17 protein-coding genes, 1 tRNA gene and 1 pseudogene are annotated in these 16,082 nt (G+C 58.8%); 5 read left to right on the top strand and 14 right to left on the bottom strand.

The window, feature by feature from the left end:
- Positions 1 to 143 precede the first annotated feature (143 nt).
- The 5 genes from BS630_RS34615 to BS630_RS34590 all read right to left on the bottom strand — a co-directional run bounded on the left by BS630_RS34615 (position 144) and on the right by BS630_RS34590 (position 5,752).
- Positions 144 to 1,181 carry an LLM class flavin-dependent oxidoreductase gene (locus BS630_RS34615; protein WP_077981074.1) on the bottom strand — a complete coding sequence of 346 codons (1,038 nt, stop codon included), beginning with the start codon at positions 1,179 to 1,181 and terminating at the stop codon, positions 144 to 146.
- A gap of 255 nt (positions 1,182 to 1,436) precedes the next feature.
- Positions 1,437 to 2,474, bottom strand: a complete 1,038-nt coding sequence (locus tag BS630_RS34610) for an alpha/beta fold hydrolase (RefSeq protein WP_077981073.1) — start codon at positions 2,472 to 2,474, stop codon at positions 1,437 to 1,439.
- A 484-nt stretch (positions 2,475 to 2,958) separates the two neighbouring features.
- Positions 2,959 to 3,753 carry an ion channel gene (locus BS630_RS34600; RefSeq protein WP_077981072.1) on the bottom strand — a complete coding sequence of 265 codons (795 nt, stop codon included), beginning with the start codon at positions 3,751 to 3,753 and terminating at the stop codon, positions 2,959 to 2,961.
- 239 nt (positions 3,754 to 3,992) lie between these two features.
- Complete coding sequence (locus BS630_RS34595) at positions 3,993 to 4,763, bottom strand: SDR family NAD(P)-dependent oxidoreductase (RefSeq protein ID WP_077981274.1); 771 nt, start codon at positions 4,761 to 4,763, stop codon at positions 3,993 to 3,995.
- 239 nt (positions 4,764 to 5,002) lie between these two features.
- The gene (locus tag BS630_RS34590) at positions 5,003 to 5,752 is read right to left on the bottom strand and encodes a cytochrome c biogenesis CcdA family protein (protein ID WP_077981071.1); all 750 of its coding nucleotides are present in this window, start codon (positions 5,750 to 5,752) and stop codon (positions 5,003 to 5,005) included.
- Positions 5,753 to 5,981: 229 nt separating this feature from the next.
- Between BS630_RS34590 and BS630_RS34585 the strand changes: the two genes are divergently transcribed.
- Positions 5,982 to 6,057 (top strand) — tRNA-Lys (locus tag BS630_RS34585).
- A 663-nt stretch (positions 6,058 to 6,720) separates the two neighbouring features.
- Here the strand turns inward: BS630_RS34585 and BS630_RS34580 are convergent.
- The 4 genes and pseudogenes from BS630_RS34580 to BS630_RS38485 all read right to left on the bottom strand — a co-directional run bounded on the left by BS630_RS34580 (position 6,721) and on the right by BS630_RS38485 (position 9,831).
- The gene (locus tag BS630_RS34580; protein WP_020049822.1) at positions 6,721 to 6,939 is read right to left on the bottom strand and encodes a hypothetical protein; all 219 of its coding nucleotides are present in this window, start codon (positions 6,937 to 6,939) and stop codon (positions 6,721 to 6,723) included.
- A 24-nt stretch (positions 6,940 to 6,963) separates the two neighbouring features.
- A complete protein-coding gene (locus tag BS630_RS34575; RefSeq protein ID WP_077981070.1) occupies positions 6,964 to 8,892 on the bottom strand; it encodes a hypothetical protein in 1,929 nt (642 codons plus the stop codon).
- 420 nt (positions 8,893 to 9,312) lie between these two features.
- Entirely contained in the window at positions 9,313 to 9,513 is a 201-nt protein-coding gene (locus tag BS630_RS34565) for a hypothetical protein (RefSeq protein ID WP_020049824.1), read from the bottom strand.
- Between the two features lie 124 nt (positions 9,514 to 9,637).
- A pseudogene (locus tag BS630_RS38485) lies at positions 9,638 to 9,831 on the bottom strand (hypothetical protein).
- A 304-nt stretch (positions 9,832 to 10,135) separates the two neighbouring features.
- Here BS630_RS38485 and BS630_RS34555 point away from each other — a divergent pair.
- Both BS630_RS34555 and BS630_RS34550 read left to right on the top strand, forming a co-directional pair.
- Positions 10,136 to 10,309: a hypothetical protein gene (locus BS630_RS34555; protein ID WP_231283788.1), complete on the top strand. Its 174-nt coding sequence runs from the start codon at positions 10,136 to 10,138 to the stop codon at positions 10,307 to 10,309.
- A 170-nt stretch (positions 10,310 to 10,479) separates the two neighbouring features.
- The gene (locus BS630_RS34550; protein ID WP_077981068.1) at positions 10,480 to 10,683 is read left to right on the top strand and encodes a CsbD family protein; all 204 of its coding nucleotides are present in this window, start codon (positions 10,480 to 10,482) and stop codon (positions 10,681 to 10,683) included.
- A gap of 71 nt (positions 10,684 to 10,754) precedes the next feature.
- Here the strand turns inward: BS630_RS34550 and BS630_RS34545 are convergent, their stop codons facing one another.
- On the bottom strand, positions 10,755 to 10,982 hold the full coding sequence (locus BS630_RS34545) for a hypothetical protein (protein ID WP_077981067.1): 228 nt from the start codon (positions 10,980 to 10,982) through the stop codon (positions 10,755 to 10,757).
- A gap of 146 nt (positions 10,983 to 11,128) precedes the next feature.
- Between BS630_RS34545 and BS630_RS37595 the strand changes: the two genes are divergently transcribed.
- Together BS630_RS37595 and BS630_RS34540 are read left to right on the top strand one after the other, a co-directional pair.
- Positions 11,129 to 11,299, top strand: coding sequence for a hypothetical protein (locus BS630_RS37595; RefSeq protein WP_165503769.1), 171 nt, complete (start codon positions 11,129 to 11,131; stop codon positions 11,297 to 11,299).
- A gap of 322 nt (positions 11,300 to 11,621) precedes the next feature.
- Positions 11,622 to 13,115 (top strand): FAD-dependent monooxygenase, encoded by a 1,494-nt coding sequence (locus BS630_RS34540; RefSeq protein ID WP_077981066.1) that lies wholly within the window; start codon positions 11,622 to 11,624, stop codon positions 13,113 to 13,115.
- Positions 13,116 to 13,183: 68 nt separating this feature from the next.
- Here BS630_RS34540 and BS630_RS34535 read toward each other — a convergent pair whose 3' ends face one another.
- The 4 genes from BS630_RS34535 to BS630_RS34520 all read right to left on the bottom strand — a co-directional run bounded on the left by BS630_RS34535 (position 13,184) and on the right by BS630_RS34520 (position 16,081).
- Complete coding sequence (locus tag BS630_RS34535) at positions 13,184 to 13,921, bottom strand: hypothetical protein (RefSeq protein ID WP_077981273.1); 738 nt, start codon at positions 13,919 to 13,921, stop codon at positions 13,184 to 13,186.
- Between the two features lie 113 nt (positions 13,922 to 14,034).
- Entirely contained in the window at positions 14,035 to 15,081 is a 1,047-nt protein-coding gene (locus BS630_RS34530; protein ID WP_077981065.1) for a c-type cytochrome, read from the bottom strand.
- Complete coding sequence (locus tag BS630_RS34525) at positions 15,072 to 15,704, bottom strand: cytochrome c oxidase assembly protein (protein ID WP_077981064.1); 633 nt, start codon at positions 15,702 to 15,704, stop codon at positions 15,072 to 15,074. The genes BS630_RS34530 and BS630_RS34525 overlap by 10 nt, the downstream gene beginning before the upstream one ends.
- Positions 15,701 to 16,081: a hypothetical protein gene (locus BS630_RS34520; protein ID WP_025394464.1), complete on the bottom strand. Its 381-nt coding sequence runs from the start codon at positions 16,079 to 16,081 to the stop codon at positions 15,701 to 15,703. The genes BS630_RS34525 and BS630_RS34520 overlap by 4 nt, the downstream gene beginning before the upstream one ends.
- Position 16,082: the final 1 nt, after the last annotated feature.

Genomic DNA, 16,082 nt, shown 5'->3' with positions numbered 1-16,082 from the left:
CGGCGCGCGTCCGCCTGACATCGCCTTCCGGACGACGCCGTGGTTGGTGCGCAGGGACGGGGGTCCGGCGACAGCTTCACCATCACGGGTCGGTCGAGCATTCGAAGATAGCGGCGCCGATCAATGTAGGCGCCTCAATGGCTCTAGCCGAGACGGTGTCCGCGAACGATCGGAGCGACATCGGTGCCAAGGAGTTCGATCGAACGGCGCATTGCTTCGGTCTCCAAGGCGGCTGTGCTCATCTGGAAGGTGAGGCGAGAAATCCCTCCCAATGTCCTGTTAACATGCTCGATCTTTGCCGCAACCGTCTGCGGGCTGCCAACCAGAAACGCACCGTTCGGGCCGCACATGAAGTCGAATTGCGCCTGCGTTGGCGGTGGCCAGCCCCGTTCCCGTCCAGCGTCCGTGAACATCTGGAACCAGCCAGGGAAGAACGCTTCCCTGGCTGCTTTGTCAGTTTCCCCGACAAAGCCGAGAGCGTGCACGCCGACCCTCTGTTCCTCGCTGGGGTGGCCCGCGGCGAGCCATGCACGTCGATAAAGTTCGACCAACGGCAGAAACCGCTCGAAGCTACCGCCGATGATGGCGACCATCAGAGGCAAGCCAAGTGTTCCGGCGCGGATGAAGGATTCGGGCGTCCCGCCGACACCCAGCCAGATTGGCAAGGTTGGCTGGTGCGGACGGGGAAAGACACCCTGGCCGCCGATGGGCGCTCGAAAGCGGCCCTGCCACTCGATACTTGGCTTTTCCCTGATCTTCAGCAACAGGTCCAGCTTCTCCGCGAAGAGGGAATCGTAGTCCCGAAGGTCGAATCCGAACAGGGGATAGGCCTCAATGGATGAACCTCGGCCGACCACGATTTCCGCTCGTCCGCGCGATATCAGATCCAGTGTGGCGAATTCCTGAAAGAGCCGCACGGGGTCGGCAGCGCTGAGGACGGCGACAGCGCTTGTCAGCCTGATCGACTTCGTGCGCGCCGCAGCGGCCGCAAGGATCACGGCTGGCGCGGAATCAAGTGCGTTCTCTCGATGATGTTCGCCCATGCCAAAGACGTCGAGGCCGACTTGATCGGCCAGCTCGACCTCCGCAAGTACGCTCTCCATGCGATCGATGGCTGACTGCAGTCGTCCCGTAGCGGGGTCGTTCAGCAGCATGGCAAAACTATCGATACCGATTTCCAACGAAGGATCCTTTCGAGGCACTGTCGCCACGCAACCGCGGTGGTCGCTGTTTCGGCGCTTCCTGCTTCTGATAACTCGCCCCGCGATGGAGCGGACACGTCTGTCTGGCAGAAGCGCCTCCCGCTTCATCACACGATGACGGGCGTCCTACTACCCGTCATTTTCTGATCGATACTATCCAAATATCCGATAGGTGAGTTCGGCTGTACCTGATGGCTGGCGAGCCTCGGAAGAACCGTCCAGCGATGCTGGTGCTTATGCCCATGCATCCGCGTCGATGACTGCCTGAGCGAAAGCCTCTGGTGACTCCTGCGGGAGATTATGGCCTATACCGCCCTTGATCAGACGGTGTTCGTATTTTGCCTTGAATTTTCCGGCGTAGGCCTTCGGATCAGGATGCGGTGCTCCATTGGCATCGCCTTCCATCGTAATCGCAGGCACGTGGATGTCGGGAGCGGATGCGAGCTTGGTTTCGAACTCGTCGAACCGCTTCTCTCCCTCCGCGAGACCGAGCCGCCAACGGTAGTTGTGGACGACGATCGCCACATGGTCCGGATTGGCGAACGCCGCAGCGCTTCGTTCAAACGTCTTGTCGTCGAATTTCCACCGAGGAGAGGCGAGTTGCCAGATGAGTCTGGCGAAGTCGTTCGTGTATTTTTCATAGCCGTCGCGACCGCGTTCTGTCGCGAAATAGAACTGGTACCACCACTGCAGTTCGGCCGACGGCGGCAACGGCGCCTTTCCGGCGGTCTGGTTCCCGATGAGATAGCCGCTGACGGAGACCAAGCACTTGCATCGTTCCGGCCAGAGCGCGGCGACAATGTCGGCGGTCCGCGCGCCCCAGTCGAAACCCGCGACAGTGGCTCGCTCGATCTTCAGAGCGTCCATCAGCTTGATGGCATCGACTTCCAGCGCCGACTGTTGGCCGTTGCGCATCGTGTCGTCGGCGAGAAACTTGGTGCTGCCGTATCCTCGCAGATGGGGGACGATTACACGATGGCCCTGGTCTGCAAGCAACGGGGCGACTTCGGCGAACGCATTGATGTCATAGGGCCAACCGTGGAACAGAAGGACGGGCGATCCGTCGTTGGGGCCAAGTTCGGCGTATCCAACAGTGAGGTCTCCCGCGTCGATTTGTCGGTCAGCGACCAGCCCGTGGCCATTCTTTCGGCCGACCATCTTGCCCTGGTCAGCACCCGCGGCATGTCCCGCGAGGATCCCCGCCGCCGTAAATCCGAGTGCGACCCCGCCGAAGGACCGACGCGTGAGGCTCCCAGTTCTAAGATCGCTCATGATTGCTTCTCCGATAATGGACGATGGATGGCCGCCTCGAGATCATGCTCAGAGAGCGTTGGCATCGGGAGTTTGCGACTGATGACTGGGGTCCGCTAGTGGACGAAGGTATTGGGAATACTAACGTGTCGTCGATACCTAGGTGCAACAGCCGCCTCTTTTGCCGTTAGCCATACTGTTCTCCAGGCCGCGGGCGTTCCGCCGGCGCGCTTTAGGAGAGGATGATGAGCTACCGAGACAACGACAACGATACGTCGGGGAGTCATTTTCCTTGCGTCGCAATCCTTCTCGCCATGGCGGCTTTGGCTGGCGCCTTGGTATCGGTCAGACAGCCCGTCGTGCCAGCCCGCGTCTGGGTACCCGTTCAGTCAGCCGGATCATCGACCGTTAAGCCGGCGGCGGCGTGCTCCCCAGCACGGGCGGGCTGCAATCCGACGGACGAAGCCTCGTCCGAAAGCATTGCAAAAACCGCTAGGATCAACGGTCACAATCCCTCGTCCGGTATGTTCAAGACCTCTCCGCACGCCTTGCAATGAACGGCGTCCGCGTCATGGCGCTGAAGGCCGCATCGGTGGCAGGAATAGGTCACCTTGTGAGGGCGGACCACTGCCTGAGCAAGCCTGACGAAAAGGGAAATGCCGACAATCATCGTCACAACGGAAGTGAGCTTGCCCAACGTTCCCGGAAGCGTGATGTCTCCGAATCCCGTCGTCGTCACCGTCGCGACCGTGAAGTATAGCGCATCGACGAATCCTTCGCCTCCCTCCCTGTTATAGAAGAACGACGTATAGACGAACCCGGTTGCCATGAAGAGGAACACAAGGAAATTGATCACCGCCCGGACGACGTCGAGAAGGTATGAATAGCCGGCCTTGCGCAGCAAGTCCCTAAGCAACGGACTCCTGCCGATCGCCCAGAACCGCATGATCCGCAGGAAAGCGAAATTGAAGAGCAGATCCGGCAGCAACAGCGTGGCCAGCACCACAAAGTCGATCCAGGTCATCGGCCGCCGAATCCACTCGCGCAGAGAGAATGCGGCAATCGCCCGGCCCGCCATCTCGGCAGCGATCCACACGGCTATCGCATAGTCGATGATCAGATAGGACGGACCCGATCGCAGGTACGGGCCGAGCAGGAAGAAGGCGAGAATGGCGACATCAATGGCAGCAAATACCACCCGAAAGGCGACCGCCTGCTTGCCGTCGGCCCTATCGAGCTTTCGCAGCACCTGACGAAGCGAATTCTGCCGAGAGCCGTTGTCGGATTCGAGGGTTTCCATCCAGGGAATCTAGATCCCTCATTGGCGTCTGCAAGTCGCCAAGAAATCGACTACTCGGTGACAGTCCGTCTGCTCGACCGACCTTCCACTCCGAGCCGAATTCATGGCCAGTTTGCATGAGAGCTATTGATACTGGCCGAAATCTTATGACCAGCGCCTTTGCCGATGACGTAGGGCGATCCTTGTCCGCCAAATCGTTGTTCACTTGCACAGGACTTGCGCTGCAAGGGGGCTCAATCTCAGGCGACGGACCATCCACCGTCCACCAGCAGATTAGTGCCGGTGATCAGGCTCGCTGCCGGTGATGCAAGGAAGATGACTGCACCCACCACATCATCGGTTTCTCCGATCCGGCCGAGCGGAATGTGATCGAGCGTCGCTTCGCGATTGTCGGCATCGGATAGAAAAGGTGCTGTGCCATCGGTGTGAATGAACGTTGGCGATACGGTATTTACGGTGACATTATAGCGTGCCCATTCGGCTGCAAGGCAACGCGTGAGGTGATTGATGGCCGCCTTGCTCATGCAATAGATTGCCTCGCCGCGCAGTGCCACGGTGCCGGCCTGTGAGCTGATGTTGATGATCCTGCCGCCGTTGCGCTTGATCATGTGACGGCCCACAGCCTGCGTCATCAGAAAGGTACCCTTGATGTTGACATCGAGTATCTCGTCCAGATCCTTCTCTTCGACGAGTTCCGCGAGATTGCCCGGGGCCACGCCGACATTGTTGACGAGGATGTCGATCCGGCCGAACGTCGCAAGCGCCGAGTCGACTGCTCGTGCGATATGGGCCTTGTTGGGAATGTCCAGTTCAACGGGGAGAACTTTTCGCCCCGCTCCCTCGAGTTCGGCAACTAGGCCCGCCGACGCTGCGACATCGCGGACCCCCAAAACGATATCGGAACCTGCTGCGGCACAGGCAAGTGCGCAAGCTCGACCGATGCCACGGCTCGCTCCCGTCACTAAGGTCACCTTGCCCTCAAGGCTGAAGTCCGGCGCATTCTTCTGCATCACGATGCCTCCCTCGATGAAGCTCATTTATGGCAGCGTCGGCGTGCGGATGCCAGATATTCTCAGCATACTGAGGAGTGTCCCCTTGACCAATGGGCTATCCCGCAACGTGGGGCGCTTTTCCCGATAGGTCGCGCAAAGCCGCATTGCCCGTCGGTACCGGCGACGGACGGCGCAGGAGGAAGCGGAGGAGCCCACGCACACCTGCACCATGGCCCGGAAAATCGGCAGCCGGTGGCCTAGCCGATCTGCATCAGGATCGGAAAGGTCTGCTGGAACCAGATCGCCACATTGCTGACCCATCCGAACAGGAAGGCGAGGCCAGTCAGCACGAGGAACAGACCCATCACCTTTTCCACCGTGCCGAAATGGCGGCGGAAGCGCGACAGGAAGCGCATGAAGGCGCCGGAAAAGCCGGCGGCTATCCAGAAGGGAATGGCAAGGCCAAGCGAGTAGATGGCCAGCAACCCGGCGCCGGAGCCGACCGTCTCGCGCGAGGCGGCAACGCCGAGAATGGCGCCGAGCACCGGGCCGATGCAGGGCGTCCAGCCGAAGGCGAAGGCAAGGCCCATGATATAGGCGCCCGTCAGCGTCGCCGGCTTGCCGCTGCCCTGGAAGCGCGCCTCACGCGCCAGCACCCCGATTCGAAAGAGGCCGAGGAAGTTCAGCCCCATGACGATGATGATCAGCCCGCCGATCTTCGACAGGAGGTCGAGATGCTGGCGAAGCGCCATGCCGATGCTGGAAGCACCGGCGCCGAGCGCCACGAAGACGGTGGCAAAGCCGAGCGTGAAGAGCAGTGCCGAGAAGAACACGCCGCGCCTGACGTCGGGCGCCACCGCCACCGCACCGCCTCCGCGGAACTGCTCGACGGAGATGCCGGCCATATAGCAGAGATAGGGCGGAACGAGGGGGAGCACGCAGGGCGACAGGAAGGAAAGCGCCCCGGCAATGAGCGCGCTCCACAGGGAAATATCGGCAATCGACACGCGTTCTCTCCGGCTGCAATCTGCGTGATGTTCCTAGCTTTGCATGCAAGCGATTGCCAATCACCTTTTTGCGCGCGCAAGATCTGTCTCTGCGCGTAAGATATTTGTCTTGGCGTGCGCAAGAAATGTGCCGAACGTTTGCAAAAGGCAAAATTTTCGGTTGACCGGCATGGGTCGCCTGCCTATGTTCCGCCCACTTCCAGCCGGGGTGGTCACACCCGCGGAGAGGGAGAGCGTAGCTCAGCTGGTAGAGCAACTGACTTTTAATCAGTAGGTCTCGGGTTCGAACCCCGACGCTCTCACCACGATTTCAATGGTTTAAAGCCTAGGATTGGCCTAAATATCGGCCATAATACCCCTCACACATGTCTCGCACAGTCCGGAAGGGTAAGTGACCTCGCATACGGTATTCGGTGACAAGGTTCGAATCTATCGTCGCGCCCAGAGTTCTCTGTGGAAATGCTCCAACCTATTTGGAGGGCCGGGAGTGGCACGTGAGCACCAAGACGGACAGTCTTGCGCTGGCCAAAGTTTGCCGAGGACTGATATCTTGAGCTCCGGGGCAAAAGCCGGGTGGGTCAGCTGAAGCTGGAAAGAACCTTTGCCGACGCTGCCAAGCAGTTCATTCGGGAATATGTGCCACTCACGAATGGGGAACGTAATCGGTGCCACTCGTCGACGGCGCCGCCCGAAACCCATCGGGACAAATCTGGCGCCGGCTGAACGGTATGCAATGGGAATATAAGCAGGACCCTGAAACGATTGAAGAATTCGATGCTCGACAATATTGAGGCTTAAAGCCCTACTGTCGCACAGAACCTACGCCTCTGCATTTGTCATGTCGGCTGCGGAAAGCGCGGTGCCAGCCGCTACCCCAACGGAGGCCGTGACGTGCGGCCTGTTTGGTGCGGAACGGCGAGCAGTAATCTCCGCCGCCGTCCAGCTTGTCCCCCATGGCTTATAGGCGTTCAGCCATCATAGTGGCCCGAAAGTGCCGCCTCGGCAGACTTAACAACCACGGCGATATTCACGCCCTTCGTCAGGGTTGTCCCGGTCGCGCGAAGGTCTGTCACCACTTTCAGGCCGCCCGATTTAGGCTCCGGGAGCGGTACGACGGTGCCGTTGTCCAGATCCGCAATCCAGAGCCCGTCCTGACCTTCAACACTAATAACAACAACTGTAGCCATGTTATTCCCTCCAACGATTGATGTTTAAAATCCAGCTTTCTTCAGGCCTTCACGATAAAGATCTTTATGCCATTGCTCTTTACTTGGAACCGCGGACAACCACTTGTCCACATCGAAGTCCGGATTGCCTTCGCGAAACCTCCGTACGAAGATCCGCGCCTTGTCCTGGCGGCCCAGCATCGCCCAACTCGCGGCGGACAGCCTGTCCGCCAGACTGGGATCGGCCATCTGCCCAATGTAGTCCAGCGAAGCTTCGAATTCGCCGAGCGCATAGTTTGCTCCCGCGCCGGTCCAGAAATAGGTATCGGGACCGAGCGGGTTCAATTCAATTGCCCGCTCGATCTTTCGCAAGGCCATGGCGGGAAGCGAACAATGAACCAACGTGTCAGCGTAGTCGGCAATCACGTCGGCGTAGTGCGGAGCAAGGCTCTCCGCCACTTCCATTGCCTCGGCGCTTTCGTCAAACGCCCCCTGCAACAGTTTGGCGACCCCGAACTCGCGATACCCATCGGCGAAGTCCGGACGTGTCTCGGTGGCCTGCTTAGCCAAGCTCTCCGCCGTTTGCAAAAGCTCGATATCACCTCGGGCCGTCAGCAACCATTCCTTGGAGTAGGTCCGCGCCATCGAGCTCAGTGCGGGTGCGAAATCGGGGCTTACGCTGAGTGCGGCTTTCATTTCCTTGCGCGCACGCCGCAGATTCGGAAGCGTCAACCGTGCCAGGTGCCGCCTGCCGACAAGATATCGATGGTAAGCGATCGGGTTCAGATCTTCGCGCAATGCCTCATGGCGCTCGATTTCACTGGACACGGAGAGCGCGATCCGTCGGGCGACTACTCTCCGGTCTTTGACGAGATCCATATGATCAAGGCTGAATCTTTCCGCCCAAACAATTTGATTTTGGTCGAAAAAGATCAGTTGGGCGAACAGGGTGACTTCATCGCCCGTATTGCTGATCCGGGTATCAAGAATATAATTGACGCGATGCCGTTCAAAGAAAGCCTTCTGCGTCTCCACGTGGTGGCCGATTTGAACTGCCGAATAGGGGGCTATGACCTCCAGGCTGTTGAAGGCGCAAAATCCGATTGTGATATCTTCGACCAAAGATGCGGCTAGAAAACCGACTTGGGGTCGGGCGGATTGGTTCTTGGGCGGAAGCAGCACCAGGCGGGGAATTGCAATCCGGATATCTTGCGGCTCAAGAGGAAAAGCGGTCTCGAGTTTCGGCATCGAAGGCGATGATGTCGGACGGAGGGATATGGCGTCACCGTCGGGTCTGGTGCGCGCTGCGGTCCCTCGCAAAATCGCATTCCGCCGCTGTTCAAAATGGTTCCGAAGGGACGCAACCTCGTCTTCCGCCTGGAATATCTCTATGAGCATTTGCAGCGTATCGGGATCCTTCGGCTCCGCCCGAAATAGGATAACTGCAGCCTTCCTCAGGAGTTCGGATTCCTTCGGCGATTGCGCCAGTCGGGACGCCGCTCTCAACGTACTTCCGAGAAGTGCGATGTGGCTAATTTCGCGCTCGGCAAGCCACAGTTGAAACCGACGGCTATGACTGTGAACCGACTCCAGAAAAGGCTGGTTCATGAGCTTCACGAGAAGCTTAAGCCGGGAGAACGGTTCAACCTCTTCCTCCGTCCCGGACAGCAGAATATCGGAAGACAGAGACTCCCGGTCGACGGTGACCATGTTGCCCTGAGATGAAAGGATATTTATTCCGAGTTCAATTTGACGGGCCTTCATTCTCGAAATCAACTTACGCAAAGTCGCAAGCGTGTCGTCCCTATCGGCGTCGCCCCACAGAAAGCTCACCAGGGTTGCTCGATCCGCGGAACCTTGATCGGTTGTAAACAAATACGCGAGGAGCAGCAGGCCTTTCTCGGGAAACGCGACATCATTCCCGTCCTCGTCAACGAGCTGCAACCTACCGAAGGTCTTCAGAACGAAAGCCATTTTGCCCTTTAAGCCACCCAATTGGCTCGGCGTTTACATGAAAGTGCGGGTGCGTATATTTCACCAGCAGAAGTCGAAGACTACATCCTTGCGATGGCACCTTGTCGCAATGTGGGGCGAAATTCAAGTTGATGCGGTCGAGATCGTCCGTGTGGTGGATGGCCGGCGCGATTTGGTGGCCTTTTTCTGAAAATTTGTTGGGGAGGCGGCCGGCACTAAGGGCCATCGCACACCCTCAAATAGCGGCCTAATCTCCGCTTATTCGTACACACAGTTTTACGCACAGTTGAAAATTAATAGAGGATTACTAAGTAAAATCAAAGAGATATATGCTGATACAACTGACCTTTATTCAGTAGGTCTCGGGTTCGAACCCCGACGCTCTCACCATTTCTGGCCTTCAAGATTGCCGCCGCGCTCTCAGATCAGCAGTCGCATTAACGCGGCCTCGTCCTTCACCCCATGCTGGTACGAATGGATAACCCGCTGAGCCAGATCTTCGCGCTCGGTGTCTGTCGTGATTTCTCGCACCGAGCTGATATGGTCAAAGACTCTTTGGCAAAGCGCGACTTCTTCGTCGCTCAATGCGGTTTGTGCGTCGGCTATCTGGGATCGGATCATGATCGCCCTCACTTCCTTTGGAACGATAGAGAATAAACATCTCCTTTTTCAGCGCATGAAGGGAGACACAAGCTCGTGAGGTCTCATCGCAATCTTCCGGATTGGCCTTTGTCCCATCTGACAACTAGCGTTCGTTCGGACCGCTCCGCACATATGCGGAAGCTGGCTTTCTCCGGGCATTCCAGATCACTCGTACCCTATCTTCTCAAGAGACAGTAATGCACCAAGCCTTTCTTCATCCGACAGGCTCCGCAGAGAAACGTTAAGTGCGGCAAGGCCGCCTAGATTGTAGAGATAGACGAATATATTGAGTGACATTGTTTCTCTCCCATTGACATAGTATAACACTGGAAAAATGATTTGCTTAACGCTTGGATTAATATTTTCACATCTATTATCGTTTCAAAAATTGTTTGCGATTTTCTTGATTGGAGTCTGGGTTTGATTGGACGCGGGCAGAGCCTTGCGTCTTTCGCTCTGTCCTATACCGCACATTGAAATCTCCGGAATTTGGCATAAAATCAGTGCGTTGTGGTTACGTGTCACGTCAGCATCTGGGAGGATTGCGATGTTTCAAGGTATGCACGGCTCCAAGTCGGCTCTGGGTCCAGAAGACCTCACAATGATCAAAGACATCTATGACGAATGGTGCGCCGCTCGCTGCTGCTCCAAGGATAGCCCAAGTGCAATCAAAGCAGCTCAAGAGTTGATCTCCATGTTCGAACATGGGGTACGGTCGAAAGATGATCTCCGCACTATGGTCGGCACAATAGGTGCCCATTTGCTCAAACACTGAACTAAGCCGATGGCGATCGACTGCTGGCGAGCACTTGCGCGCATGGCCTGGGCTGTCGTTTACGTGCGTCGGCGCAGGATCACGTGACGGTTTATGAAATCAGCTAATACACAGGAACCAACTTCGACTGCGGTCCGTTTCCTGCTCATCAACAATAGGAGAAATCGACCATGGATTGGAATCGTGTCGAAGGAAACTGGAAGCAGGCGAAGGGCAAGATCAAAGAGCAGTGGGGCAAACTCACCGACGATGATCTCGACCAGATTGCCGGCAAGCGCGAGCAACTGGAAGGCAAGATCCAGGAGCGGTATGGTATCGAAAAGGACCGTGTTAAACGCGACATCGATGACTGGACCAGTCGCCAGACTTGGTAATGCCTGAACAAAAACCCGGTGAAAGCCGGGTTTTTGTTGCCGAAGGAGCTAAGACGCCCAAGGAGTGTCGGTCATGAATATCCCCCAAAAGCCAAGAGAAGTGCGCCGATGGCGATAACGGCCAACGCCGGCCAGTTTTGGGATACGCCGAGGAACCTGAGGCCTTGGCGCCGTGGTTCCAGCGTGGTGCCGCCTTGCGGCATTTGGTGCGGATTACTCGGTTTTCGACCAAGCGCCGACGTGAAAAGAAAAAGAAGTCCGCCGATGATGAGAGCGGCTCCGGTGAGGATTGCCCACATGATGGCCTCCGCTAGCGATGAGGATGCAGGTTAAACCAAATCCGGACCTGATCGTTCCGTGAATGCTACTCACTTGAACAACCGCCGCGTCAGAACCAAAAGCGCTCGCATTGAATTTGACCGCTGAGCAATCCTGGAGATCCCGCATGGATAAGACACCGAAGACGGCCATCCGCGGAATGATGTTGTACGTGCTCGCTCTTCTCGTCCTCGGGGTGCTGGCAGGCGCCGCCTACATGATCTATGGCCATCCCGCCGATCCGTCCGAGCGACCGGCGGCTGAGACGATTCCGCAAAAAGCTCCGGCTCCGCAGTAAGATACCCTTTCCAAGTCATTGATCGATCGCTGTTCGAGAACAGACGATGACCGGGGAAGATGCCTGTCAAAATCCGGCGCCCACCCGGTCAGGTCGTGCTGAAACGCCTGAGGTTCCACGGCACCAGATCAGCAAATGGCAAAGAATATGGCTTTAGAGAGCAAGGCCGATATCCTGTCGCAAGTCCTTCCAACCAGTATGGAACTCTTATTATAGGGAGAACAACCTGCGACAGAGAAAATCGGCATCTGCGCAGGACCGATTACTAGTGGGCCAGCTCTGTCTGGAATCCTGAAGGAGCGGCGGAATAGGGAGTTTGCGGATGAGGGAACATGCAGTCGTGATATCAGGGGCAGGGCCGACCGGCCTGATGCTGGCAGGCGAACTGGCCTTGGCGGGCGTCGACGTCGCCATTGTCGAGCGCCGCCCTGACCAGGAGCTTGCCGGTACGCGTGCCGGCGGACTGAGCGCACGCACGCTCGAGGTTCTCGATCAGCGCGGCATCCTCGACCGGTTCCTCGCGGAAGGGCAGATAGCCCAGGTCACGGGGTTTGCGGTGACGCGTCTGGATATCAGCGATTTTCCAACCCGGCGCAATTACGGGCTGGCGCTGCGGCAGAAGCATATCGAGCGCATTCTGGCCGGCTGGGTAGGCGAGCTGGCGGTGCCGATCTATCGCAGCCTTGAGGTAACGGGTTTCGCCCAGGATGACAGCGGCGTTATCATCGAACTCTCGGATGGCGCCTCGCTCGGGGCCTGCTATCTCGTCGGCTGCGATGGCGGCCGCAGTCTGGTTCGCAAGGCTGCCGGCATTGCGTTTGCAGGGTGGGATGCGACGACCGGCAACATTCTCGCCGAGGTGGAGATGGAAGAGGAGCCGCCATTGGGCATCCATCGCACGGCCCTTGGCATCTATGCCTTCGGTAGGGAGGAGTATGAAATCCACGACGGCAAGATCGTCTTTGCCAAGGAAGGTCCGATCGGCGTGATGGTGCCGGAGAAGAATGCCGGCGCCACGACCGAACCGACGCTCAGCGATCTCAGGGAAGCCCTCCTCGCCGCATTTGGAACGGATTACGGACTCCATCGCGTCAACTGGATTTCCCGGTTCACCGATATGTCCAGGCAGGCGACGGCCTACCGCAAGGGGCGGGTACTCCTCGCCGGCGATGCCGCCCATGTGCACTCTCCGGTCGGCGGGCAAGGCCTGAATACCGGTGTGCAGGATGCCGTCAATCTCGGTTGGAAGCTGGCCCAGGTGGTAAAAGGAAGATCGCCTGACGCCTTGCTCGACACCTATCACGCCGAGCGGCATCCGGTTGCCGCCCGCGTGTTGCGCATGACGATGGCGCAGGTGGCATTGCAGCGCACCGACGATCGCACTGAAGCCTTGCGTGACGTGGTAACGGAGCTGCTTGGCATGGAGGAACCGCGCAAACGCATCGCTGCCGAAATGTCCGGATTGGCGATCCACTACGAGTTTGGCGAGGGGCATCCGCTGCTCGGCCGCCGCATGCCTGACCTCGACCTCACCACGGCTGTCGGTCCTATGCGTCTCTTTACGCTGCTCCAGGATGCGCGGCCCGTGTTCTTGAACCTCGGCGCCTCCGGCAGCGTCGACATCGCGCTGTGGTCGGACGGCATCACGTTGGTCGACGCCGGATATGACGGCCTGTGGGAGCTGCCAGCGCTAGGCTTGATCTCCGCGCCAACCGCAGTGTTGATCCGGCCCGATGGATATGTGGCGTGGGTCGGCGACAGAACGCAGGATGGTCTGCAAGAGGCTGTGAATAGCTGGTTCGGACCATCCGGCTAAAGCTGACGAAAGCGCTTGCCTGAGCATGATGCCGAAAAGTGTAAGCGGTTTTCGGACGACATCCTGTTCTAAGCCGCGAGCGAGATCGGGTCGCAAATCGATATCGTCGCGGGATCGAGCATCGGTTTGCCGCGGCGTTCCCACGTCCGGCGGCTGATGCCGAAAGCCTCCCAGGGGCGCGCTTGGCTGAAAGAATTGGCGAGATAATCGGCTCTGGAAAGCGCGCCGGCGGCACGGCGCTGCTCCTCTTTTCGGCTCCGGTCCCGCTGCCGCCGCTTTTCCTTTTGAAGTTTTGCTCGTTTCTGTTTCGGCACATCGAATGCACCAATGGTGCGGATATCGAGGGCGCTCCGTTCTGCGTAGCTGAGGTGTAGAGCATGGCCGAGCGCGTCGGCGGACAAGTCAGAAAAGCGCACTTTTGTCCGCTCGTAGATCACGTCTTCTATGTCGGCTTTCCTAGCCCAGGGAAGCCATCGCGCCGCCCAGCCGAGGACCACCTCGACAAACTCTTCCTTGAATTCGACAAGAGCGAGGCCGGCGATCACCTCGACGTAAATCAAGGCGTCATCGGCCTCGGGCACGATGTCTCCGTGACGGTGCCTGATCAATTTTTCGATCTCGCGCATCCGGCCGCGGAAATGGCTCCAGCGGCCGGTCCGCATGCGGCGCTGGACGGCCTTGTAACCGAGCAGGCAGTCGCCGACCTTGACGGCTGTCACATCACGGGCCAAGCCCTCCAGCCGATCAGCTTTTGCAGTCCGCTTTTCCGATTGAGCCGCTTGATCCGGACCCATAAGACGAGCCATCGATTTTCCTTTGCCATCTGCCTTGGAAGGCCGAAACGACTGATTGTAAAGGAAGGCCGAGGGGGTGATCATCCACTTTTTGCGATCGGCGACCATCGTCGCGCAGGAAAGTTTCAATCCTGGGGCAACGCCTCGTAATAGGCTGCGAGCGCCTGAATATCCTCGTCGCTCAGACCTGCAGCAGCCCTGGTCATCACATCAGCATAGGCGCCGCCGCCACGATTTCCGCGGCGGAAAAGACCGAGTTGGTTTTCGATATAGGGCACCGGTTGGCCGGCAAGGCGTGGATAGGCCTCGTTGACACCGGCAGCATCATGGCAGGCGGCGCAGGCCGCGACGCCACGCGTCCGGTCACCGCGTTCCGCAAGGACCTTGCCGCGAGAGATCATTCCCGAAGGCCCGCCCGTTTCAGTGACTACGCTCTGGCTGGCGAAATAGCTGGCCAGCTTTTTCCGGTCTTCGCTCGATGTCTGCGAGAGCGCAACCTTCATGACACCGCTTGGACGCTTGCCGGTCGCGTAAGCCTCGAGACTGTCACGAAGGTAAGTCTCCGACTGGTCTGTGAGACGCGGAATGAGGCTGGTTTCATCGGGGCCTGCCGGCGAATGGCAGCCTTCGCAGCTTTTCACGATCGCATCGAAGTCCCGGGATCCCGTCGCGGAAAAGCCGGCGAGCCGCTGATAGGCGGCTTGGTCGAGGCTTGGATATTCCCGCAGGAAGGCGACCATGGCCCAGACCTCGTCATCCCGCTCCATCGACGGCCAGGCGGGCATGCCGGTATAGCGCACGCCATGTTTGACGACCTCGAAGAGCTCGGCATCATTCCATGTCGCGTTGACATGCTGCAGGTTGGGCGGAGGAGGAAGCATGTTTTCGACAGCGGCGGGTCGCGGCATCGCCGGTGAACCATGGCAGCCCGCACATCCGGTTTCGTAGTGACCTGCGGCAAGCGGCAGCATCGCCGCCGTAAACCGTGGCGCATGCCCGCCGAGCGCTGCCGTGCGCACGGATGACCGCATCACCCAATGCAGGAACCAGTCCGTGATGCGCCAATGCCCGGTGCTTGCACGGATGTCGATGATGCCGGCCCAGGCGACGAACAGGCCCGCTGCAGCAAGTACTGCGGTGCCGGCAGATATCCGTCTCCACCTTATCCGCATTGGCTGCCCCTTGAAGACGTAGGCTTGAGGACGTCCGCAAGCAGGATGATGGCGCCGAGCATGTAGGCGGCTGCGCCGACCAGGAGCATGACGACACCGCCGAGTTGCTGATCGGTGTCGCGGCCAAGGACGAAGCCGAGACAGGTGACATCTCCGACCCCATAAAGCGGGCGGGGAGCAAGGGTCAGCAGGACGCCGAGCAGCGTCATGTGGATCGAGGTGAAGAGCAGGCCGATGATGCCCGCCAACCGCTGGGTGCCTTCCTCATGACGCCGGAAACACGCGGTCCACAACAGAATGCCGGCGAGAAGAAAGCTTGCCTGTTCGAGAAGCATCGCATCAAGCCGCGTTTCCGCCAGCCGACGGAGCGCCGGCATATGCCAGAGCCAGACGACGAGGAGCTCGGCGACTGAGGCGAGTAGCGGCCCGAACCAGGGGAGATGGACGGCGGGATCGAGCCGCCTGCCGCCGACCGCTATCGCCAACAGCGGAGCTGCAATGGCGACGGTCGTCATGTGAACGATCATATGCGCCGTCAGCGACCCGCCGTTCCAGGTCGTCGCAAGAAGCGCCAGCGCAAGACAAAGGGCAAAGATGCCGGCGACAAGAGCAAGGTTCTTCATCGGGCACAGGCCTCGATAAAAAGCAGCGGGACGGATACGAAGATGACCGCGACGAAACTCAGGCCTGACAGCAGCAGTGTTGCAAAGCCCTGGAACAGCAACCGGTCTTGCCTCGTCGGTTCGTCATGGGGCGGATCGCCGCTGCCGAAGCCCCATTGCCGCCAAGCGAGCCAGGCGGCACCGAGAATGGCAAGCAGCGCGAAAACCGTCGCAATGGACAGGGTAAAGCGGAGCATGCCGAAAGAGAAAGCAACTTCCGATGCTTTCGCGCAATAGACAGCGGCTGCGACATAGCAGACAAGAAAGTGCAGAGCCCAGACGGCGGGCCCGGTAAACAGGGTCCAGAGCGTTTCCACCTCCTTTGGGATCAGGCGCATC

Source organism: Rhizobium laguerreae (assembly GCF_002008165.1).
GTDB lineage: Bacteria > Pseudomonadota > Alphaproteobacteria > Rhizobiales > Rhizobiaceae > Rhizobium > Rhizobium laguerreae.
Note: the sequence above shows the minus strand (reverse complement) of the source record. Positions and strands in the feature narration are given on the sequence as shown.

Coding starts and splice junctions, on each gene's coding strand:
- BS630_RS34610 (WP_077981073.1), bottom strand. CDS start 2,474: ATGAGCGATCTTAGAACTGGGAGCCTCACGCGTCGGTCCTTCGGCGGG.
- BS630_RS34600 (WP_077981072.1), bottom strand. CDS start 3,753: ATGGAAACCCTCGAATCCGACAACGGCTCTCGGCAGAATTCGCTTCGT.
- BS630_RS34595 (WP_077981274.1), bottom strand. CDS start 4,763: ATGCAGAAGAATGCGCCGGACTTCAGCCTTGAGGGCAAGGTGACCTTA.
- BS630_RS34580 (WP_020049822.1), bottom strand. CDS start 6,939: ATGGCTACAGTTGTTGTTATTAGTGTTGAAGGTCAGGACGGGCTCTGG.
- BS630_RS34575 (WP_077981070.1), bottom strand. CDS start 8,892: ATGGCTTTCGTTCTGAAGACCTTCGGTAGGTTGCAGCTCGTTGACGAG.
- BS630_RS34565 (WP_020049824.1), bottom strand. CDS start 9,513: ATGATCCGATCCCAGATAGCCGACGCACAAACCGCATTGAGCGACGAA.
- BS630_RS34555 (WP_231283788.1), top strand. CDS start 10,136: ATGATCAAAGACATCTATGACGAATGGTGCGCCGCTCGCTGCTGCTCC.
- BS630_RS34550 (WP_077981068.1), top strand. CDS start 10,480: ATGGATTGGAATCGTGTCGAAGGAAACTGGAAGCAGGCGAAGGGCAAG.
- BS630_RS34545 (WP_077981067.1), bottom strand. CDS start 10,982: ATGTGGGCAATCCTCACCGGAGCCGCTCTCATCATCGGCGGACTTCTT.
- BS630_RS37595 (WP_165503769.1), top strand. CDS start 11,129: ATGGATAAGACACCGAAGACGGCCATCCGCGGAATGATGTTGTACGTG.
- BS630_RS34540 (WP_077981066.1), top strand. CDS start 11,622: ATGAGGGAACATGCAGTCGTGATATCAGGGGCAGGGCCGACCGGCCTG.
- BS630_RS34535 (WP_077981273.1), bottom strand. CDS start 13,921: ATGGCTCGTCTTATGGGTCCGGATCAAGCGGCTCAATCGGAAAAGCGG.
- BS630_RS34530 (WP_077981065.1), bottom strand. CDS start 15,081: ATGCGGATAAGGTGGAGACGGATATCTGCCGGCACCGCAGTACTTGCT.
- BS630_RS34525 (WP_077981064.1), bottom strand. CDS start 15,704: ATGAAGAACCTTGCTCTTGTCGCCGGCATCTTTGCCCTTTGTCTTGCG.
- BS630_RS34520 (WP_025394464.1), bottom strand. CDS start 16,081: ATGCGCCTGATCCCAAAGGAGGTGGAAACGCTCTGGACCCTGTTTACC.